Consider the following 19,653-nt stretch of genomic DNA (forward strand, 5'->3'; position numbering starts at 1 on the left):
CAGGGCTGCCTTGCAGCCCAACGGGAGCAAGCTCCCTCGCCACAGAATGCATGTAATGAGCTAGCCGACAATCCCGCGAACAATGAAGTACAGCACCGAAGGCCCGAGAAGACAGCCCAACCCGGTATGGAAGGTCGCCGTCAACGCACCATAAGGCACCAGCCGCCGATCAGTCGCCGCCAACCCTGCCGTCACACCGCTGACAGTGCCGGCCAGGCCACCGAACACCATGGCTGAGCGCGGGTTGTCCAGGCCCATCCAGCGCGCCGCCATCGGCGTGCCGACCATCACCAGAATCGCCTTGATCAAGCCGGTGGCAATCGACAACGCCACCACATCGGAACTGGCACCGATCGCCGCACCGGTCACCGGCCCGACGATGTAAGTCACCGCACCGGCGCCGATGGTGGTCATGCTCACCGCATCGCGATAACCGAATGCCCAGGCCATGCAGGCGCCGACAATGAACGGAAGCACCGTACCCAGCAGCAAGGCGATCACGCCGATCAACCCGGCCTTTTTCGCCTCGGTGGCCTGCACTTCGAAAGCCGTGGCGACGATGGCGAAGTCACGCAGCATGGCCCCGCCCATCAGGCCGATGCCGGAAAACAGCGTCAGGTCCGCCAGGCCTTTCTGTCCGCCGGTCAGGGTGCCACCGACCCATGCCAGCACCAGGCCGATGACGATGGCAATCGCCGAGCCGTGAATGCGCCCGAACGTCAGGCGTTTGGAGATGACGACGGACACCCACATGATCACGCCGACGAAGGCGAAGGCGGTGACCAGACCGTTGTGCTCAAGTCCTTGCTCGATGAGGTTCCACATGTCAGCGACCTCCTACAGGGGTGCCGACCGGGGTGATTTCCGTCGGTTCATCGGGCAAGGGTTCGCCTTTGTGGGTGCGACTGATCAAGGCAATGGTGCAGCCGCAGACCACCACTGAACCGATGGCTGCCAGCACCGCGACCGGGCCACCGTGCAGGGCCGTGACCACGTTCTGTTGGGCCGCCATCGCCACCACCACCGGAATGTACATGGCGCCCCAGAAACCGACGCCCATCTCGCAATCCCTGGTCATGCCGCCGCGTTTTTGCATCCACAAGCGCGCGCAGATCAGCAGGATCATCGCGATCCCGACGCCGCCAACGTTTGACTTCACACCCAGCACAACACCGAGCATGTCACCCATGATCACCCCTGCCAGCGTACAGATCGCCAACAGCGCCACACCGTAAATAATCATTGTCGTAGTCCTCAAAGTGCATTTCGAATGTTGTTTTTTTTGTTCGAAGCCTGAGTCGGTGTCTAGGAGTGACGGCTTCCCTCCTCACACATCAGCGCTTGCAGGGTATCGAGCCGTGCACCGTCAAAGGCAATCACGCTGCCTTGCTCGAAGACCCGGCGCGCCAGCCCGGTCAGCACCGCACCGGGCGGCAGTTCGATCTGTAGCCGTACGCCACGCTCGTACGCGCTTTGCACCGTGCCGCGCCAATCGACGATGCGGCACATGTTGAACGCGAGGTCGTCACGCAGGGCATCGACCTTGAGCACTGGCCGCGCGCGGCTTCCGCTCAGGTAAGCAATTTTGGGTGTTTGCATCGGCACGTTGGCGAAAGCCTCGGCCAGCACCGTCGCGGGTGCCTCCAGCAACGGGCAATGCGAGGGCACGCTCACCGCCAGACGTTTGGCCAACCCTGCCCCCTGGGCTTTCGCCAAGGCGGCGACCGCTTGCATCGCACCGTCACTGCCAGCAATCACCACCTGGTTATCAGCGTTGATGTTGGCCAGGTACACCGGCGTGTCGACGCCATGCACCTGCGCCAGCAAACCTTCTACCGTGATCAAATCCAGGCCGATGATCGCGGTCATGCCGTAGCCCTGTGGATAAGCCTGTTGCATCAGTTCACCGCGCAGGCTGACCAGATGCAGCGCATCGCTGAAGCTCAGGGCACCGGCCACCACTGCTGCCGGGTAAGCACCGATGGACAGACCGGCCACGTAGTCCGGCGTCATTGCCAACTGGCGTGTGGCGGCGACCCCGGCGATCAGCAGGCAAAGCTGAACCGCCCGGGTCGAGCGCAGCGCCTCGGCAGAGTCCAGTTGCAAGACGTCTTCACCGAGCAGGTCGCAGGCCTCGTCCAGGGTTTCCCGAGGCAACCCCTGAAGCATGCCTGGTCGCTGCGCGCCCTGCCCCGGGAACACCAGCAAACTGCTCACGCTGCCTGCTCCTGCGAATTCCACGGGTCACTGACCAGGCAGGCTTGCGTGGCGTTTTTCAGCAGTACACGGAAAGACGCACCGGCCCACTCGCGCAAGGCGACTGCGCCCAAGGGTGTTTGCAATTGCAGGTCGACGCGACACACGGAGTTGTCGAGCAAAGCGACCAGGGCTTGCGCGTCGCTCCGACCCAAGGGCTCCGGCGTACGCAGAATCAGATCGAGATCACTGCCCTCGTGCAACGCAGTAAATCCGCTGGCCAATTCAAAACCGGCGCTGCCACTGACACCCCAGATCCAGCCGCTGGCATCGAGGCAAGACCGCAATTGCGTCAGCGCTCGCAGCGCCGGGAAATCCCGTTGACCTTGCACGTGGCAGAGCTCTTCGGGACGCACGCAGCGAGTGACCGTCGATACTTCCATCACGGCGGCAAAACGCTGCTCGCGCAATGCGCCACGAATGCCCACGGCCACCTGCCCCGGCGCACTCAGGGCGCGGCGCACGACCACCGGCTGACCCGCACTGATCGACGCCACTGCCCACGATGGCGCACCCATCGGCAGTTGCTCCGCGGTCATGCCCCAGAGCAGGTCGTGAGCCTGGTAGCGGCTCACCATTGCTCTCTCAACAATTGGCGGACCCTGGCCGATGCCGCACGGTTGGGTGCGCCAAGACGACCGCGCAAGTCACTGCCCTTCTCGGCCACATCGCAGATCGCCTGAATCAGGCAGTCGGTCACACGGGTCACATCGGCAACGGAGGGTTGTTCAATCTGCTGCACCGACAAGGTTTCCCAGAGCAAGCCGAGGCTGGCATAGCTGTCGATGTCATAGGCCATCGGCGGCACGCTGGCGGCGAACGCTTCGAGTTCTTCGACACTGCGCAGGGTCACCCGTGCCGCCGATGCCTTGCCCATGGCGTGCACCATCACTCCCGGATCACGCAGGGCAATCAGCCGGTTGGCCTGATAACCGTGGGCCAGGAACGCGCCGGACATCGCCTTGCCCACCAGCAGCGCAATCACCGCATGCCCGGCCAGGCGCGCGCGGGCATAGCTGTCCGCCGCACCCGCCAATGCCTGGTGAATGCCGAGGGCTTCTTCGCGCCGACCGTAGGCCTGGCTTGGCACGTCGACGATGGCGATCAGCGCACGCTTTTGCGCCTTGTCCTGATCGGCGGCGATGACTTCATCCACGGCTTTGGCCAGGCCCCAGCCTTCGAGCAGGCCGACCTCGCCCTGACGGGCACGCACGAAACGGTTGTCGGGGTCGGCGACCACTGCGATGAATCGCACCGGCTGATCACCGAGCACAGCGTCCGCCACTTTCAATGAGGTGGGCAGACCATTGACCGTTTTCGCACCGGTGCTCAAGGCGTTGAACCAGTTCAAACCGCGCAGGGAATACGTGCTCATGGGCGTTCTCCTTGATACAGCTGGCGGACCGTTGCCGGGGCGATCTGCGGTTCGGCGTCCAGGTTGCCCAGTCGCTGCAAAAACAGTTCGGCTTGCTGGCTGCGCTGATGAGCTGGCAGACCTAGTGCCAGCAACTCAGCGACCTGCTGACGGATCTGCGCCACATCATCCGCCGCATAACGATCCACCAGACCACTGGCAAAACGCTGCTCGCCACCGGTCAGGCTCCAGATGAAAGGACGGTCACGGGAGTCGTACTCCTCAAGCCCGGCCTCCTGCTCGATCACTTGCGGACCGTTCAGACCCAGCCGCGCTTCCTGGGTCACCAGCAGATAGCTGCACAACCCGGCCGCAATCGACATGCCACCAAAACAGCCGACGCTGCCTGCCACCACGCCCACCACCGGTTGGTACTGGCGCAGCTCGACAATCGCCGCATGGATATCGGCAATCACCGCCAGCCCGAGGTTGGCTTCCTGCAAACGCACGCCACCGGTTTCCAGTAGCAACACGGCACGGGTCGCAATGCCGTTGCGGTTGTCCTCGGCGGCCAGTTCCAGTGCGCCGGCAATCTTGGCCCCGCCCACTTCGCCGAGGCTGCCGCCCTGAAAGGCGCCTTCGATGGCGGCGATCACCACTGGCAAGCCATCGATACTGCCCTTGGCAATGACCACGCCGTCATCGGCCTGGGGCACCACGCCCTGACGGACCAGCCACGGCGACATGACGCGCTGGAACGGATCGAGCAGTTCGCGAAAGGTACCGGCGTCGAGAAGGGCTTTCGCCCGTTGCCGTGCGCCCAGTTCGACGAAGCTGTGTTTGTTCAGCAAGGCTGCACTGTCAGTCATGACCGATCTCCTCGAAGCCTTGTTCCAGGCGCAAGCGCACTACACCCGGCGTCGCGCCGAAATCATGAATATCGATGGCCATGGCGGGAGGCATCTGACCGTCGAACATCCGTGCGAACAGGTGCTGCCAACGTTGTTCGCTGCCATTGACCGAGGTCTGCACGGTGATCGTCAACTTGCCTGCCGGGCCCGGTTCGATCAGCACTTCCAGGTCGCCCGAGCCGACACAGCCCACCAGCGTGCGGCCCCGTGGCGGTTGGCCGGCGGGGAATTCAAAAGATAGGGTTTCCATCAAAACGCTCCCTGAAGGATGCCGTCATGCTCGATGCGATCGAGCAACAGGGTGGCGGCGAGCAAGTCGGCGGCGCCACCGGGCGAGGCATTCAATGCGATGAGTTGTTGATCCAGTTCGTGCAGGCGGCGACGCCCGGCGAGACTGGCACTGCCACCTGCATCGAGCACCGCCTGGGCGCCGGATTGCATGGTGTGCAGGCCCTGTTCACCGGCGCGGTAGAGCACGCAGGTGTCGGCCAGGCCGGTCATGATCGCCAGCAGCGCATCGAGCCTGGCGTTCTGCTCGCCATGACCTTGCACGCGACTGCGTTGGAGCTGCGGCAAGCCACGTTGCATGACGGCTGGAAAGCCGAGCTGTGCCTCCTCACGGGCGCCACGCGCGCCATAACGCAACGCCACCTGGGCACCGTGACTCAAGGGGCGTGGCGCGTAGCGATCGTCCAGCAACGCCAGGCGTGCCGCACGCAAAGTCACCTCGCTCGCACGGCGGGAGGTCGGTTCCAGTGCCGCCGCCGTGACCAACAGGCCCAACGCCCAAATCGCCCCGCGATGGGTGTTCACACCCTGAGTGGTGGCGAGCATCGCCTGCTCACCTTCGCGGCCGATGCGACCGATGTGTTCGCGCAATGCCGGATTGATCCCGCCGATGGCCAAGGCGGCATCGGCCATTTCCTTGAAGGCCGGCCACAGCGACAGCGCCGAGGCATGCATCAAACCCAGATGCAGATCAGTGTGCGCGCCGTTGCCACGCCGATCCACCAGCGCCGGTTTCGGCGACAGGTCGGCTTCGTCTATCAGTGCGTCCACCGCCAGATCCGCCAGGCGCTCGGCCAGGCTCAGGGGCTTGGCTTGCAGGTTGAGTGCGCGCATTTACCAGCTCCTGAATTTGGCGGGCGGGTTGTAGAGGCCACCGGACCATTCGACCAGATCAGCCACGCTCTTCGCGGCCAGCAGTTCGCGGGTGGCATCGGTGCGGCGGATGCCGAGGTCTTCGGGCAAGGCAATCAGCCCTTCGCGGCGCATGCGCGCGGTATCTTTCGGGTTATGCCGCAGGCCAATGGTGGTGACCCCGGCCACCGCAGCGATCATCGCCTGACGCTCCTCAAGCGAGCGCGCCTTGTACAGGTACGCGATGCCTTCTTCGGTGAGCAGGTGGGTGACGTCGTCGCCGTAGATCATGATCGGCGCCAGCGGCATGCCGCTTTTCTTTGCCACATCGACGGCGTCGAGGGTCTCGACGAAGGTCGGTTTGCCGCCCTCCTGGAAGGTCTCGACCATCTGCACCACGAGTTTCTTGCCGCGTTCGAGCATCGGCTCGGCCGCTTCGGTGTGACGCATGTCGAGCCAGGCCGGCGTGCCGTGACGGCGACCACGTGGGTCGTGGCCCATGTTCGGCGCACCACCAAAACCGGCGAGGCGACCGCGTGTCACCGTTGAAGAATGACCGTCACCATCGACCTGCAGGGTCGCACCGATAAACAGGTCCACGGCGTATTGCCCGGCCAGTTGGCTGAACATGCGGTTGGAACGCAGCGAGCCGTCACGCCCGGTGAAGAACACATCCGGGCGCGCGGCGATGTAGTTTTCCATGCCCAGCTCGGTGCCGAAACAATGCACGCTTTCGACCCAGCCGCTTTCAATCGCCGGAATCAGCGTCGGGTGCGGATTGAGGGTCCAGTTGCGGCAGATCTTGCCCTTCAGGCCAAGGGATTCGCCGTAGGTCGGCAGGATCAATTCGATAGCGGCGGTGTTGAAACCGATGCCGTGGTTGAGTGACTGCACGTTGTGTTTTTCATAGATGCCGCGGATCGCCATCATCGCCATCAGCACGTGCACCGGCTTGATGTGCCGGGGATCGCGGGTGAACAGCGGCTCGATGTAGAACGGCTTGTCGGCCACCACCACGAAGTCGACCCAGGACGCCGGGATGTCCACGCGGGGCAGGTCACTGACGTCGTCCACCAACTGGTTGACCTGGACGATGACGATACCGTCGCTGAAAGCCGCCGGCTCGATCAGCGCGGGAGTGTCTTCAGTGCTCGGGCCGGTGTAGATGTTGCCGGCGCGGTCGGCCATGAAACCGGCCGAGAGCACGACGTTGGGGATCAGGTCCACCACCAGCCGCGCATAGAGTTCGATGTAGGTGTGAATCGCGCCGATTTCCAGCAGGCCGTCTTCGAGCAACTGGCTGATGCGCAGGCTCTGGGTGCCGGCGAAGGAGAAATCGAGCTTGCGCGCGATGCCGCGCTCGAACAGGTCCAGGTGCTCGGCGCGACCGACGCTGGGCATGATCATGTGCAGGTCGTGAAGCTTGCCAGGATCGACCTTGGCCAGGGAGCGCGAGAGAAAATCCGCCTGCTTCTGGTTGTTGCCCTCCAGCACCACACGGTCGCCGGGCAGGATCAACGCCTCCAGCGCCGCGACGATCTTGTCGGTGGGCAGCACCACACCATCGGCCAGGTGCCGGACCAACTCGAGACGCCGCTGCTTCTCGCTGCGCCGCCGCGTCCATCGCGAGTCGGGGGATATTGTTGTTGTCATGACCACTCCACGGGTTCGCTGTCGTGGGGGTCACCTTAGGAGGGTTGGGTGGCGGGTATCAATCAAGCAGGGTGGCGGATTGTTACGCTCAAGTTAATGGTTGTCTGGTCCGGCGCCATCACGAGCAAGCTCGCGATGGGGCCCGTCAGATCAGCCCAGCATTCACCAGCAGATCTTCCAACGCCAGCAGATCCGGCACTTTAGCCACATGCTCGCCCACCTGCACCGCCGCACTCTCCAGCGAGCACAACGGCACATCGACATAGCTCAACTGACTGTCGAGCTTGTAGGAGCGCGGAATCCCCTGCACCAGCAACGCGATGAATTTCAGCTCGGATCGTCCGCCCAGGGCATTGAGAATAACGATGCGCGCACGCTCGCCGATCACGGTTTTCTGACCACATGCCGACTCGAAACTGAGCAACGGAATCTGCCGGTCGCGCCAGCTCACCAACCCCAGGTACCACGGCGGCGAATCCAGATCGAAGGTGCCTTGCTGGTAGTCGATCAGCTCGGCCACCGCGACGTTGGGCAGGATCAGGTTGCGGTCGGCCAGGGGCAGCAGCAGACCGGTGAGGTTGCTGGTGCGGTGTTCAAGCATGGGATTTGCTCCACAAGGCGATGCTGTCGAGCAGCACCGATTCCTGGTATGGCTTGCCGAGGTAGTCGTTGACGCCGATGGCCATGGCGCGGTCGCGGTGTTTCTGGCCAGTGCGGGAGGTGATCATGATGATCGGCAGGTGCCGCAGGCGTTCGTCGTTGCGCACCTGGGTCGCCACTTCGAAACCGTCCATGCGCGGCATCTCGATGTCCAGCAGCATCACGTCGGGCAGGTGTTCTTCGAGCATCAGCATGGCGTCGACCCCGTCCTTGGCCGTCAGCACGTTCATGCCGTGACGTTCGAGCAGACGGCTGGTGACCTTGCGCACGGTCACCGAGTCGTCGACCACCATCACCAGCAAAGGCCGCTGCGGCTCGGCCTCGGTTTCGTGACTGGCGGTTCGTTGCGGCACATGGGCTTGCAGGGCACGAATCGGCGCGAGCAAATCCAGAATCAGTACCACTCGGCCGTCGCCGAGAATGGTCGCCCCGGACACACCCTGCACCGCGGCAAACTGCAACCCGAGACTCTTGACCACGATCTCCCGCGTGCCAGCCATGGCATCGACCTGCACCGCGACATGGCGATCGTTGCACTGCACCAGCAACACCGGCAGCGGCAGGCTCTGGCCCAACAGTTTCGGACGCTGGCTGGTTTTCAGCAGTTCGCCCAGATAGCACAGCTCATAGCGCTGCCCGGCGTATTCGTAGCTCGGCGGATCGAGCCGGTAATGCCCTTCCAGTTCATTGGGCAGCACGCGCACGATGCCGTCGATGGTGTTCAACGGAATCGCGTACTGATCGTCGCCGCACTGCACCATCAACGCCTGGTTGACCGACACTGTGAATGGCAGACGGATGCGGAAATGCACGCCCTGCCCCTGCACCGAGTCGATGCTCATGCTGCCGCCCAGTTGCCGCACCTCTTCGTGGACCACGTCCATGCCGACGCCACGCCCGGAAATCTGGGTGATCTTTTCGGCGGTGGAAAACCCCGGTTGCAGGATGAACTGCAGCACGTCGTGGTCGCTGACGGCACTGTCCGGATCGAGCAGGCCGCGCTTGATTGCCTTGCGTCGCACGGCTTCTAGCGGCACACCGGCACCGTCGTCGCGGATGTCGAAAATGATGTCGCCGCCTTCGCGCAGCAGGTCGAGGGTGATCTTGCCTTTGGCCGGCTTGCCCGCAGCCAGTCGCACTTCGGCGGATTCCAGGCCATGGTCGACGGCGTTGCGTAGCATGTGCTCCAGCGGCGCGGCCATGCGTTCGAGAACGTTGCGGTCCATCTCGCCTTCGGCGTTATCGACGATGAAATCGACATCCTTGCCCAGTTCCTCGGCCACCTGCCGGACGATCCGCTGCAAGCGCGGCAGCATCCGTTCGAACGGCACCATGCGGGTGGCCATCAGGCCTTCCTGCAACTGGGTGTTGATGCGCCCCTGCTGTTGCAGCAGGTTTTCCGCATCCTGATTGCGCCGGTCGAGGGTTTCCTTGAGGTCGAGCAAGTCGGAGGCGGACTCGAACAGCGCCCGGGACAATTGCTGCAACTGCGAGTGGCGGTCCATTTCCAGCGGGTCGAACTCTTCGTAACCCAGGCGTTCGGCATCGACTTGCTGACGGCTGAGAATGCGCCCCTGAGTTTCGGTATCGAGACGCCGCAACTGGTCGCGCATTCGCTCGATGGTGGTTTCCATCTCATTCAGGGCGGTGCGGGCATCGTTGACCTGTTGTTCGATTCGACCACGGAAGATCGACGTCTCACCGGCCAGGTTGACCAGATCATCGAGCAACTCGGCCGAGACCTTGACCATGTCCGCGCCGACGTCCTGTGGCGGCAGCGGTTCGGCCTTTGGCGTGCTCGGTGGCGCAACAGGCTTGGCAATCTCGGGTACGGCCGGGTGACTGAAGTTCTTGATTGCATCGATCAAACGATCCGCCGGCGGCATCTGCTCACCGGCGCGAGCCGCGTCGAGCATCTGTGCCAGGCGATCGTGACTGCGCTGCAACAAGGCGAACAGCGGCGGCGTCGGTTGCAGCACGCCGGTGGACAAACCTTCGTAGAGAAACTCCAGCTCATGGGCCAGATCGCCGATGGCGGCAATTTCCACCATGCGCGCGCCACCCTTGAGGGTGTGCAGGTCGCGCAACAGGGTCTCGACTTCCTGCCGATTCGATGGCTGTGCCTGCCAGCGCTCCAGCGCGGCACCTGAACTTTCGATGATGTCGAAACCTTCCTCCAGGAAGATTTCCAGCAACTCGGGATCATGGTCAGGTGTGTCGTCGCTCGCTGCCGGCGCGCTCACTTCGGCATTGCCCGTGTGCCCCTGGCGATAGGCTCGAATGGCTTCGATCAGCTCATCGGCATGGTTCAAGGCTTGTTGCTGCTGCAACTGATCAAGGTTCTGCGCCAGGCGGTCATGGCTCTGTTGCAGCAGCGACGCCAGTGCATCACTGTAGGCGTAACGCCGGTTCACCAGACCTTCGTACAGGCCTTCCAGTTCATGGGCCAGATCACCGACCGGTCCGACCTCGGCCATGCGCGCGCCGCCCTTGAGCGTGTGCAGGTCACGTTGCAGGGAAGACAGCGGCGCCGCATTGTCCGGGTCACGCAACCAGCGCTGCAAAGCCTCATCGGCGCTGTCGAGAATGTCCACGGCCTCCTCGAGAAAGATCCCGACAATCTCGTCGTCCAGATCCGCCGCCCGCGCGCTGTGGTCGAGTTCGGCCGTGGCAGCGCCCAGTTCGTGGATGCTCAGGGTGCGGCTGCCGTCGCTGCGGATCAGACCCATGGCCGAAGGGTCAAGGCTCTCATCGAGCAACTCGCGCAAGGCTTTGATGCGGCGTGGTTGTGGGCTGACTTCCTGGCCGGCGGCCAGTTCGTCGAGCATGTTGATCAATGCCTCATGGGCACTTTGCGCCTCATGGAAAAACCGCTCGCTGACCGCCAGGCTGCTTTCTTCCACGGCACCGTACAGGTCGAGCAAAGCTTCACAGAGTTCATCGACCGGATGCAGGTCAGCCAGGTGCGCACCTTCGCCAAGGGTGGTCAACTCATCCAGTAGCGCACTGAGTTCCTGACGTTCGCCGGGATGCTGCTGCCAGCGCTGCAACAGGCTTTCGGCGTCGAGCAGAATGTCCATGCCCTGGGCCAGAAAGTTGTTGATCAACTGCGGGTCACGCTTGATGCGCAGCCCGGTGCTCGGCGTATTCATCAGCGCTTCAAGACGCTCGGCGACCATGGCCCTGGCACGTTCGATCAAGTGTCTCGCGCCGGGAATTTCAGCCAGCGGATCACGCTTGAGCTGGCGCAGCCCCAGACGAAACAGCCCTTCGGCTTCCAGGAGCAATTCGACTTCGTCCAGGTCCAGGGCAAGCAGGTGCGCCTTGTACTCGCGGGCGAGTTGATCCAGCGGCGCCGCGAGCTCGGCAATCGGCAGCACGCCGGCCATGTAGGCACTGCCCTTGAGCGTGTGCAGCGCCCGTTGCAGCTCGTCACTGGCTTGCAACGGCACGTGTTCGGCCGCCTGCTCGAGGAAGCGATTGAGGCTGGTCAAATGGGTTTCGGCTTCCTTGCGAAAAATCTCCAACAGCAACGGATCGAGGGCCGCGACATCGCGGGTGTCTTCATCGCCGATCGGCTCCTCGCCCTTGGCCAGCGCATGGGCACGAGCGGCCAATTGATCGACATCGTTACGCTGGCGCTGGGCATTGGCCGCGTACTCGGCCACCAGTTCCGGCAGCAGGTTCAGCACGTCGCCGAGCAGTTGCTGCACCGTGGCGCCTGGCTCAACACTGTTTTCCAGTACGCGGTTGAGCAGGTTTTCCACAGCCCAGGCCAGTTCTGCCAGGACCAGGGCGCGGACCATCCGGCCACTGCCCTTGAGGGTGTGGAAGGCGCGACGCAGCTCACTCAAGGCCGAGTGGTTGTCGGAGTTGACCGACCAGCGCGGCAAGTACTCGCGAAGCACTTGCAGCACCTCGTCGACTTCTTCGAGGAAGACTTCGCGCAACTCTTCATCCACCGGCTCTTCATCGGCCGGAGGCGGCAGCAGACTACTCGGGGTGCTCAGGGCTGGCGGGTTCAGCGCCGATACCGGGCTGGCGAGTACGTCCGCCAGGGTCTGCACGATCTGCGGATCATCCAGTTCCTGCATCAACTGCATGACCTGCGCTTCGCTCGGGCTCAGGACATCTTCAAGCACCGGCACCTGATGTTCGCTGGGGTAGAAACCAAGAGCCGCGAGGCTTTTTTCGGCGACGTCGAGCAGGTTCTCACCCGATGTCTCGGGGTCGTCGCTGAGGCGTTCAAGGTAGTACTCGATACTGGTGATCACATCGGCCAGGTGGTCCAGTGCCTGCCAGCCCGGCTGCCCCGGTTCGAGCAGCAGGTGCTCGCGGATGAAGTGATTGCAGGTTTCGATCAGGCTCGCCGCGCGTCCCAGCGGAATCATTGCCAGCGCGCCGCGCACCTGTGTCAGCAAGGCCGGCAATGCCTGCAGATGCTGGCGATCCCAGTCGGCATCGATGTAGTCGACGATCATGTCCTTGGCCTGCTGCAAACAGATGCGAGCTTCCTTGATCACGATCTGGTGGATCTGGGTCAGGTCGGTGGTCGGCAGGCGACTGTCTTCCTGGTTTTCAGGCTCGACGGTACCGACCATGCCTGCCAGGGTCGCTTCGACGTACAGCAAGGCACCGGCCACATCCATGAGAATCGCATCGTTAGGCTCGCGCTGGCCCTGAGCAAGGCTCAGGACCACGGCCAGCTGATCGATGATGACCTTGCGTGGCTGACCAAAACCCAGCACCGCCAGGGTATCGGCGATTTGCCGCAGGGGCGCCAGCAAGCTGTCGAGGTCGGAGGTGTGCTGGCGGTCACTGCGTACGAACAGGTCCAGTCGCTCCTTGACCCGCACCAGCTCTTCGCACAACGCCGTGAGCACCGAACGAACGGCGTCGCGATCGGGGCCGGCCAGGCGCGCGCGCTCTTCATCGACCAGCGCGCTGTCGGGCAACGCATCATCCAGCGAGTAGCGATCTTTCATGGTCAGCATCTGCCCGGTGGGATGTTCGGCCTTGGCTATGTAGAACAGCAAGCTCTTGAGCAGCTCTGGCGGTGCCGGTTGATTGATGCCGGGCATGCCCTGTTCGAGCAGGCGCTTGAGTTCCTTGTCGGCGTCCTTGAACAGGCTGCGCAAGGCGGGGCTGTTGGCAATGGAACCGCGCTGCATACCCTCGACCAACGCCGAAGCCACTTGCCACAGCGGGCTCAGGGGCGCTTCGCCGCACAACGCCTCAAGGCGCGTGAAGACCTTGGCCAGGTAATCAAGGTTGGTGTCGCTGTCCTGTTCGCGCAGAAACCCGACCAGGGCCATCTGCAGCATTTGCCGCAGCTTGCGCAACACCCCGGGAAAATCAGCCGGTTCCAGTTGCTGCAAAGCCGCCGGCGGCAAGGGTGCGATCTCGGGCAGTTGCGGGCTGAAGAGGCTGGTTTCCGACAGCAGGGTTTCACCCCTGGCACTGCGCAGATCGTTGATCAACGGCAGCACCACCAGCGGCAGATCGCGGCGCGCGCCTTGCACCCGGTCGAGGTAGATCGGCATTTGCCCCAAGGCTTGCATCAGCAGGTGCAACGCTTCGTCACGGTGGCTGACGCGATTGCCCTGCAAGGCCATGGTCAGCTGTTCCATTTCTTCGGCGAGCAGCGCCGCACCGTAGAACTCGACCATCTGCAGGCTGCCGTGAACCTGGTGAATACACGTCAGGCACAGGTCCAGCGCGTGCGTCGCCTGCGGGTCATCGAGCAGGGTTTCGATGGCCTGGTGGGCCTGCTTCAGCGTTTCGGCAATCTCGCCCTTGACCCACTCGAGGGCCACATAGTCGTGCCGATCACCCATAACCACTCCAATCACAATGCGTACACCCTTGGGCGGTTCAAGCTTTGTCCACAGCCTGTGCCTTGGCAGCCGGCAAGGTGAAACCGGAGACCGAACGGCGCAACTGGCTGGCCATTTTCGTCAGGTTGCCAATGCTTTCGGCAGTGGCGGTCGAGCCTGACGATGTCTGCGAGGTGATCTGCTGGATCACGTTCATCGTCAGGGAGATCTGTCCCGCCGACGAGGTCTGTTGCTGAGCGGCATTGGAAATACTCTGGATCAACGCCGCCAGGGTCTTGGACACCCCTTCAATTTCTTCCAGGGCGACACCGGCATCCTGCGCCAGACGTGCGCCGCGCACCACTTCGGTCGTAGTCTGCTCCATGGAGATGACCGCTTCGTTAGTGTCGGTCTGGATCGCCCGCACCAGGGTCTCGATCTGCCGGGTTGCCGCCGACGAACGCTCGGCCAGGCGTTGCACTTCATCGGCGACCACGGCAAAACCGCGCCCGGCATCCCCGGCCATGGAGGCCTGGATCGCCGCGTTGAGGGCAAGAATGTTGGTTTGGTCGGCAATGTCATCGATCAGGCTGACAATGTCGCCAATTTCCTGGGACGACTCCCCCAGACGCTTGATGCGTTTGGCGGTGTCCTGGATCTGTTCACGAATGTTGTCCATGCCGTGGATGGTGTTGTGCACCACCTCGTTGCCCTTGTTGGCGATTTCCACTGAACGCTCGGCCACCGCCGACGACTCCGCCGCGTTGGCCGACACCTGGTCAATGGATTCGGCCATGTCGTTGATCGCCGCCGAAGCTTCGCTGATCTGCTGGGCCTGATGCTCCGAAGCCTGGGCCAGGTGCATCGCGGTGGCCTGGGTTTCCTGCACGGCAGCGGCAACCTGGCCGGCGGTGAGGTTGATGGTCGCCACCAGGTCGCGCAACTGGTCCACGGAGTAGTTGATCGAATCGGCGATGGTGCCGGTGAAGTCCTCGGTCACCGAAGCGGTCACGGTCAGGTCACCGTCGGCGAGGTCTTCGATTTCGTCGAGCAAGCGCATGATCGCGTTCTGGTTGCGCTCGTTCTTCTCGGCGGTTTCCTGCAACTGACGGTTGGTTTCACGCACCATGACCATGCCGATCAGGATGATCGAGGCCAATGCCAGCAGGCCGAGCACATAACCGCCGATGGTGTCGGTGGTGCGCCCACCGGCGAGGTTTTCGAAACCACTGGCCAGGTGCGAGGCTTCTTCAAGCAGGGTTTGCGACAGGCTGAAAATATTGCTCGCCGACTCGCGCACCTTGAACAGTTCAGGTGAGGTTTCGAGGATTTCATCCACCGAGCCAGACACGAACTCGAACAGCTCGGAGATCTCCGACAGCCGCGCCCGGGCGTCGCGATCCTCGACCTGGCTGACTTTCAGGGCCGCGTCGCCCTGGAGCATGCCGTTGAGCACCTTGCCGAATTGCGTCGCGTCACGCCCGAAGGCATCGGCGGCCTGCTGGGAGCTTTCGTCGCCGGCCAGCACGGTGTTGACCGCGCCGAGAATGCGCTCGGCCAACAGCGACTGACGTTGGGCCATGGCCACCTGAGCAGCCGGCGCACCACGCTGCAACAGGATCTCGACGACTCTTTCGTATTCGACCTGCAGCTGCGGCACGGTTTCAGCCAGAGTGGCGGCGACCTGATGCAGCGACAGCACGGTTTGTTCGCTGGAGAGAATCGCGTCGGCGTTTTTCAGCAAGCGCTCCCAATCCTGCTGCACCGCGCGCATTTCCGGGCGCACGCTGGCCGGTGCCGGCGGCAGCCCGGTGGCCGGGTCGCCTTTCTTCAGATACCCCCAACGCAGGGCAAAGTCGTTGCGCGCATCGCTGAGCAGCTTGAACGCCGCCGCCTTGCCGGCAGCGGCTTCGGTCGCGTTCTTGGCAATGCGCTGGGACAGTACGCGCAATTCGCCGGCGTGGCCGATGTACTGTTTGTCGTAGGTAGCCTGGGTGTTGAGGTACGCGAAGTTGGCGAACAGCAGCATGATGAAGACGATCAGCGCGATAAACAGCACGATGATCTGCGACCGGCTGCGCGACCCTTCCATTGGCTTGCCTGCTTTTGCTTTTATCATCGGTCCTCGCCTGTTAACCCAATTTCCGGTCCTGCCCGGCCCTTTCCTGCAGGGGGGGCGGGATTACACCGCGACGTGCATGAAACTCTGCGACTGCGTCAACGCGAATGGGCTGAACACCTGCCAGCTCTGCTCCCGCTGAAACCTGCCGCTGACGAACGACGCCATCGGCCCCTGCAACTCATCGGGTGCAACAGGCTCCATGCTGTCGCGGGCAAAGTGCTGCAGGCCATAGACCTCATCGACCATCAACCCGGCGAACACCTCTTCATGCTCCACCACCAGCACCCGGCGCTGCCGGCGCGCCGCCGACAACTCGTGCCCGAAAAAGCCGCACAGGTCCATGATCGGCAGCAGGCGTCCACGCAGGTTGGCCACGCCCTTCACCCAGGGTTTGACCCCGGGCAACTGAGTAAAACGCGGCTCGTGCAACACCTCGCTGACTTCGCTCATCGGCGCCACGTACCAGTGTTCGCCCAGGCGAAAGCCTATGCCGCTCCAACTGTCCCTCTGGCTCGGCTGGGACGGCAGGTCCGCGGCCAGCAAGCGGCAGCGCTGGTCGATCTGCAACAGCAGTTCGAAGGCCGTCAGCGACTGGCTCATGGCTGCTCGATCAACCGACCAGCACGTTGTTCAGGGTCTTGATCAGGGTTTCTTCATCGACCGGCTTGGTCAGGTAATCCCTGGCGCCCTGGCGCGTGCCCCAGACCTTGTCGGTTTCCTGATCCTTGGTGGTGATGATGATCACCGGGATGTGCCCGGTTTCCGGGTCTTTGGTCAACTGGCGGGTCGCCTGGAAACCGTTGAGGCCGGGCATGACGATGTCCATCAGGACCGCGTCGGGCTTTTCCTGGCGGGCCAGGGCCACACCGTCGGCGCCGTTTTCGGCTTTCAACACTTCATGACCGTGCTTTTCCAGCATGCCGGTCAGTTTGTACATTTCAGTCGGCGAATCATCGACGATCAGAATACGTGCCATGGTTTTCCCCATTCTTGTCGACGCCAGGCCCGATGGCCGGGCGTCACTTTGCGTGTCCTACTGCGGCATAACGGCGGCGAACCCGGGCACATGGGCCTGGATCGCATCGAGCAACTCTTCCTTGCTGAAAGGCTTGGTCAAAAACTGATCGGACCCGACGATGCGCCCCTTGGCCTTGTCGAACAACCCGTCCCGGGACGACAGCATGATCACCGGCGTAGCCTTGAACGCGTTGTTGTTCTTGATTAAAGCGCAGGTCTGATAGCCATCCAGTCGCGGCATCATGATGTCTACGAAGATGATGCCGGGGTGGTTATCGGCAATCTTGGCCAGGGCATCGAAACCGTCGATGGCCGTGATGACCTCGCACCCCACGCTCTTCAACAGCGTTTCGGCGGTGCGGCGAATCGTCTTCGAATCGTCGATCACCATGACCTTCAAGGCGCTGGGGTGCTGTTCCATAAATGCTCTACCGTCGCCTTTGCGAATCAAATTGTCCGTTTTGCGCTGACCGAGGGCTCGAAGCCCTTGATGTTCAAGGGCCAGCACGGCATGGCAGCCTTTTTAGCACAGTCCTCAAAACCAATCTATCGGCCAACCGGTGCGATGGTTTTTCCTTGACCGGGAACACACTCAGCGCCACTCTGACGCCACTTTTATTGCCTGACCTTCTGTAGGAGCGAGCACGCTCGCGATGGTCGTCAACGATGACGCGGGCTGTCTGGATGGTCGCGGCGTCCTGAAGTCCATCGCGAGCGTGCTCGCTCCTACAGGGATCAACACAGCCCCCAAATTTCGAGGAAACCCCCATGAGCGTTCGCGTCGGGATTGTCATGGACCCCATCGCCAGCATTTCCTATAAAAAGGATAGCTCGCTGGCCATGCTGCTGGCTGCGCAGAAGCGCGGCTGGGAACTGTTCTATATGGAACAGCACGACCTGTACCAGGGTGAAGGTCAGGCCCGGGCGCGGATGCGTCCGCTGAAAGTGTTCGCCAACCCGGAAAAATGGTTCGAACTGGAAGCTGAACAGGACAACCTGCTGAGCGATCTGGACGTGATCCTGATGCGCAAGGATCCGCCGTTCGACATGGAGTTCGTCTACTCCACCTACTTGCTGGAACAGGCCGAGCGCGCTGGCGTGCTGGTGGTCAACAAGCCGCAAAGCCTGCGCGACTGCAACGAGAAACTGTTCGCCACGCTGTTCCCGCAGTGCACGCCGCCGACCGTGGTCAGCCGCCGCGCCGACGTGCTGCGCGAATTCGCCGCCAAACACGGCGACGTGATCCTCAAACCGCTGGACGGCATGGGCGGCACCTCGATCTTCCGCCACCGCGCGGGTGACCCGAACCTGTCGGTGATCCTGGAAACCCTGACTGCCCTCGGCACCCAGCAGATCATGGGCCAGGCGTACCTGCCGGCGATCAAGGACGGCGACAAACGCATCCTGATGATCGATGGCGAACCGGTGGATTACTGCCTGGCACGCATCCCGGCCCAGGGCGAAACCCGTGGCAACCTCGCCGCCGGCGGCCGTGGCGAAGCCCGCCCGTTGACCGACAAGGATCGTTGGATCGCCGCACAAGTCGGCCCGACCCTGCGTGAAAAAGGCCTGTTGTTCGTCGGTCTGGACGTGATCGGTGAGCACCTGACCGAGATCAACGTCACCAGCCCGACCTGCATTCGCGAAATCGATAACGCGTTCGGCACTGACATTGGCGGCCTGCTCATGGACGCCATTGATCAGAAGCTCAAAGCTCGTTGATATAGAACAGCCTAGGAAATACCAACATTGCGTTATCATGCGCGGCCTGTGAAAAACGCGATGTTGGTTTTCTTGTCATGACCCTCCCGTCCGATCTGCCAGCTGAACTCGCCCACCGCGGCGTGCGCCCGGCCGATCGTCTCGGTTTTACCCTGTTCCTGGCGGCACTGATCCACCTGGCGTTGCTGCTGGGCGTAGGATTTGCAGTGGTCGAACCCAAGCAAATCAGCAAGACCCTGGAAATCACCCTCGCCACTTTCAAAAGCGAGAAAAAGCCGGAAAAGGCTGACTTCCTCGCTCAGGAAAACCAGCAAGGCAGCGGCACCCTGGATAAAAAGGCGATTCCCAAGACCACCGAGGTCGCGCCATTCCAGGACAACAAGGTGCAGAAAGTCACACCGCCACCGGCCGCCAAGCCTGAAGTGCAGGAAGCGCCGCCCAAGGCTGCCGTGACCACCGTTGCGCCCAAGCCGAAAAAAGCCCCGGCCAAGACCGAAGAACCCAAGACCGAAGCCAAGCCCGCGGTTCAGGCGCCGACCTTCGACAGCGAACAGCTGTCCAGCGACATCGCCAGTCTGGAAGCCGAGCTGGCCAACGAACAACAGCTGTACGCCAAACGTCCGCGCATCCACCGCCTGAGCGCGGCCTCGACCATGCGCGACAAAGGTGCCTGGTATAAGGATGAGTGGCGCAAGAAGGTCGAGCGTATCGGTAACCTCAACTACCCCGACGAAGCCAGGCGCAAGCAGATCTACGGCAATCTGCGCCTGATGGTGTCGATCAACCGCGACGGCTCGCTGTATGAAGTGCTGGTGCTGGAGTCTTCCGGTCAGCCGTTGCTGGATCAGGCCGCGCAGCGCATCGTCCGGCTGGCTGCGCCATTTGCACCGTTCACCGGGGATCTGTCGGATATCGACCGGCTGGAAATCATTCGTACCTGGAAGTTTGCCCGCGGCGACAGGCTCTCCAGCAACTGATCGACACAAGTCCCCAGGATGGCGG

17 protein-coding genes are annotated in these 19,653 nt (G+C 62.6%); 2 read left to right on the forward strand and 15 right to left on the reverse strand.

The annotated features are described in order from the left end of the window. Positions 1-60: 60 nt before the first annotated feature. From madM to pilG, 15 genes are all read right to left on the reverse strand, one after another. Positions 61-825, reverse strand: a complete 765-nt coding sequence (madM, locus tag EIY72_RS05345; RefSeq protein WP_093229188.1) for a malonate transporter subunit MadM — start codon at positions 823-825, stop codon at positions 61-63. Between the two features lies 1 nt (position 826). Continuing rightward, a complete protein-coding gene (madL, locus tag EIY72_RS05350) occupies positions 827-1,243 on the reverse strand; it encodes a malonate transporter subunit MadL (RefSeq protein WP_093229185.1) in 417 nt (138 codons plus the stop codon). 62 nt (positions 1,244-1,305) lie between these two features. Further along, positions 1,306-2,217 (reverse strand): malonate decarboxylase subunit epsilon, encoded by a 912-nt coding sequence (gene mdcH, locus EIY72_RS05355; RefSeq protein WP_093229182.1) that lies wholly within the window; start codon positions 2,215-2,217, stop codon positions 1,306-1,308. Further along, complete coding sequence (locus tag EIY72_RS05360; protein ID WP_093229179.1) at positions 2,214-2,834, reverse strand: malonate decarboxylase holo-ACP synthase; 621 nt, start codon at positions 2,832-2,834, stop codon at positions 2,214-2,216. Before EIY72_RS05360 ends, mdcH begins: the two co-directional genes overlap by 4 nt. Beyond that, positions 2,828-3,631, reverse strand: a complete 804-nt coding sequence (gene mdcE / locus EIY72_RS05365; protein WP_093229176.1) for a biotin-independent malonate decarboxylase subunit gamma — start codon at positions 3,629-3,631, stop codon at positions 2,828-2,830. The genes EIY72_RS05360 and mdcE overlap by 7 nt, the downstream gene beginning before the upstream one ends. Then, positions 3,628-4,479 carry a biotin-independent malonate decarboxylase subunit beta gene (locus tag EIY72_RS05370; protein ID WP_093229173.1) on the reverse strand — a complete coding sequence of 284 codons (852 nt, stop codon included), beginning with the start codon at positions 4,477-4,479 and terminating at the stop codon, positions 3,628-3,630. Before EIY72_RS05370 ends, mdcE begins: the two co-directional genes overlap by 4 nt. Continuing rightward, entirely contained in the window at positions 4,472-4,771 is a 300-nt protein-coding gene (locus tag EIY72_RS05375) for a malonate decarboxylase subunit delta (protein ID WP_093229170.1), read from the reverse strand. The genes EIY72_RS05370 and EIY72_RS05375 overlap by 8 nt, the downstream gene beginning before the upstream one ends. Beyond that, on the reverse strand, positions 4,771-5,643 hold the full coding sequence (locus tag EIY72_RS05380) for a triphosphoribosyl-dephospho-CoA synthase (protein WP_093229167.1): 873 nt from the start codon (positions 5,641-5,643) through the stop codon (positions 4,771-4,773). Before EIY72_RS05380 ends, EIY72_RS05375 begins: the two co-directional genes overlap by 1 nt. Then, positions 5,644-7,314: a malonate decarboxylase subunit alpha gene (mdcA, locus tag EIY72_RS05385; RefSeq protein ID WP_093229164.1), complete on the reverse strand. Its 1,671-nt coding sequence runs from the start codon at positions 7,312-7,314 to the stop codon at positions 5,644-5,646. A 145-nt stretch (positions 7,315-7,459) separates the two neighbouring features. Then, entirely contained in the window at positions 7,460-7,915 is a 456-nt protein-coding gene (locus EIY72_RS05390; protein ID WP_093229161.1) for a chemotaxis protein CheW, read from the reverse strand. Continuing rightward, entirely contained in the window at positions 7,908-13,811 is a 5,904-nt protein-coding gene (locus EIY72_RS05395; protein ID WP_093229158.1) for an Hpt domain-containing protein, read from the reverse strand. Before EIY72_RS05395 ends, EIY72_RS05390 begins: the two co-directional genes overlap by 8 nt. Positions 13,812-13,848: 37 nt before the next feature. Beyond that, positions 13,849-15,909, reverse strand: a complete 2,061-nt coding sequence (locus EIY72_RS05400) for a methyl-accepting chemotaxis protein (RefSeq protein ID WP_093229155.1) — start codon at positions 15,907-15,909, stop codon at positions 13,849-13,851. Between the two features lie 63 nt (positions 15,910-15,972). Then, positions 15,973-16,512 carry a chemotaxis protein CheW gene (locus EIY72_RS05405; protein ID WP_093229152.1) on the reverse strand — a complete coding sequence of 180 codons (540 nt, stop codon included), beginning with the start codon at positions 16,510-16,512 and terminating at the stop codon, positions 15,973-15,975. 10 nt (positions 16,513-16,522) lie between these two features. Further along, the gene (pilH, locus tag EIY72_RS05410) at positions 16,523-16,888 is read right to left on the reverse strand and encodes a twitching motility response regulator PilH (protein WP_093230792.1); all 366 of its coding nucleotides are present in this window, start codon (positions 16,886-16,888) and stop codon (positions 16,523-16,525) included. 57 nt (positions 16,889-16,945) lie between these two features. Further along, the gene (gene pilG, locus EIY72_RS05415; protein WP_093229149.1) at positions 16,946-17,350 is read right to left on the reverse strand and encodes a twitching motility response regulator PilG; all 405 of its coding nucleotides are present in this window, start codon (positions 17,348-17,350) and stop codon (positions 16,946-16,948) included. A 347-nt stretch (positions 17,351-17,697) separates the two neighbouring features. Between pilG and gshB the strand changes: the two genes are divergently transcribed. Then, on the forward strand, positions 17,698-18,651 hold the full coding sequence (gene gshB, locus EIY72_RS05420; RefSeq protein ID WP_093229146.1) for a glutathione synthase: 954 nt from the start codon (positions 17,698-17,700) through the stop codon (positions 18,649-18,651). Positions 18,652-18,728: 77 nt separating this feature from the next. Beyond that, a complete protein-coding gene (locus tag EIY72_RS05425) occupies positions 18,729-19,628 on the forward strand; it encodes an energy transducer TonB (protein WP_093229143.1) in 900 nt (299 codons plus the stop codon). The last annotated feature ends 25 nt before the right edge of the window (positions 19,629-19,653 follow it).

Origin of the sequence: Pseudomonas vancouverensis, assembly GCF_004348895.1 — a bacterium.
Classification (GTDB): Bacteria; Pseudomonadota; Gammaproteobacteria; order Pseudomonadales; family Pseudomonadaceae; genus Aquipseudomonas; species Aquipseudomonas vancouverensis.

What these genes read in the sequence shown, in the direction of transcription:
- madM (WP_093229188.1), bottom strand. Translation starts at nt 825, where the DNA reads ATGTGGAACCTCATCGAGCAAGGACTTGAGCACAACGGTCTGGTCACC.
- madL (WP_093229185.1), bottom strand. Translation starts at nt 1,243, where the DNA reads ATGATTATTTACGGTGTGGCGCTGTTGGCGATCTGTACGCTGGCAGGG.
- EIY72_RS05360 (WP_093229179.1), bottom strand. Translation starts at nt 2,834, where the DNA reads ATGGTGAGCCGCTACCAGGCTCACGACCTGCTCTGGGGCATGACCGCG.
- mdcE (WP_093229176.1), bottom strand. Translation starts at nt 3,631, where the DNA reads ATGAGCACGTATTCCCTGCGCGGTTTGAACTGGTTCAACGCCTTGAGC.
- EIY72_RS05370 (WP_093229173.1), bottom strand. Translation starts at nt 4,479, where the DNA reads ATGACTGACAGTGCAGCCTTGCTGAACAAACACAGCTTCGTCGAACTG.
- EIY72_RS05375 (WP_093229170.1), bottom strand. Translation starts at nt 4,771, where the DNA reads ATGGAAACCCTATCTTTTGAATTCCCCGCCGGCCAACCGCCACGGGGC.
- EIY72_RS05380 (WP_093229167.1), bottom strand. Translation starts at nt 5,643, where the DNA reads ATGCGCGCACTCAACCTGCAAGCCAAGCCCCTGAGCCTGGCCGAGCGC.
- mdcA (WP_093229164.1), bottom strand. Translation starts at nt 7,314, where the DNA reads ATGACAACAACAATATCCCCCGACTCGCGATGGACGCGGCGGCGCAGC.
- EIY72_RS05390 (WP_093229161.1), bottom strand. Translation starts at nt 7,915, where the DNA reads ATGCTTGAACACCGCACCAGCAACCTCACCGGTCTGCTGCTGCCCCTG.
- EIY72_RS05395 (WP_093229158.1), bottom strand. Translation starts at nt 13,811, where the DNA reads ATGGGTGATCGGCACGACTATGTGGCCCTCGAGTGGGTCAAGGGCGAG.
- EIY72_RS05400 (WP_093229155.1), bottom strand. Translation starts at nt 15,909, where the DNA reads ATGATAAAAGCAAAAGCAGGCAAGCCAATGGAAGGGTCGCGCAGCCGG.
- EIY72_RS05405 (WP_093229152.1), bottom strand. Translation starts at nt 16,512, where the DNA reads ATGAGCCAGTCGCTGACGGCCTTCGAACTGCTGTTGCAGATCGACCAG.
- pilH (WP_093230792.1), bottom strand. Translation starts at nt 16,888, where the DNA reads ATGGCACGTATTCTGATCGTCGATGATTCGCCGACTGAAATGTACAAA.
- pilG (WP_093229149.1), bottom strand. Translation starts at nt 17,350, where the DNA reads ATGGAACAGCACCCCAGCGCCTTGAAGGTCATGGTGATCGACGATTCG.
- gshB (WP_093229146.1), top strand. Translation starts at nt 17,698, where the DNA reads ATGAGCGTTCGCGTCGGGATTGTCATGGACCCCATCGCCAGCATTTCC.
- EIY72_RS05425 (WP_093229143.1), top strand. Translation starts at nt 18,729, where the DNA reads ATGACCCTCCCGTCCGATCTGCCAGCTGAACTCGCCCACCGCGGCGTG.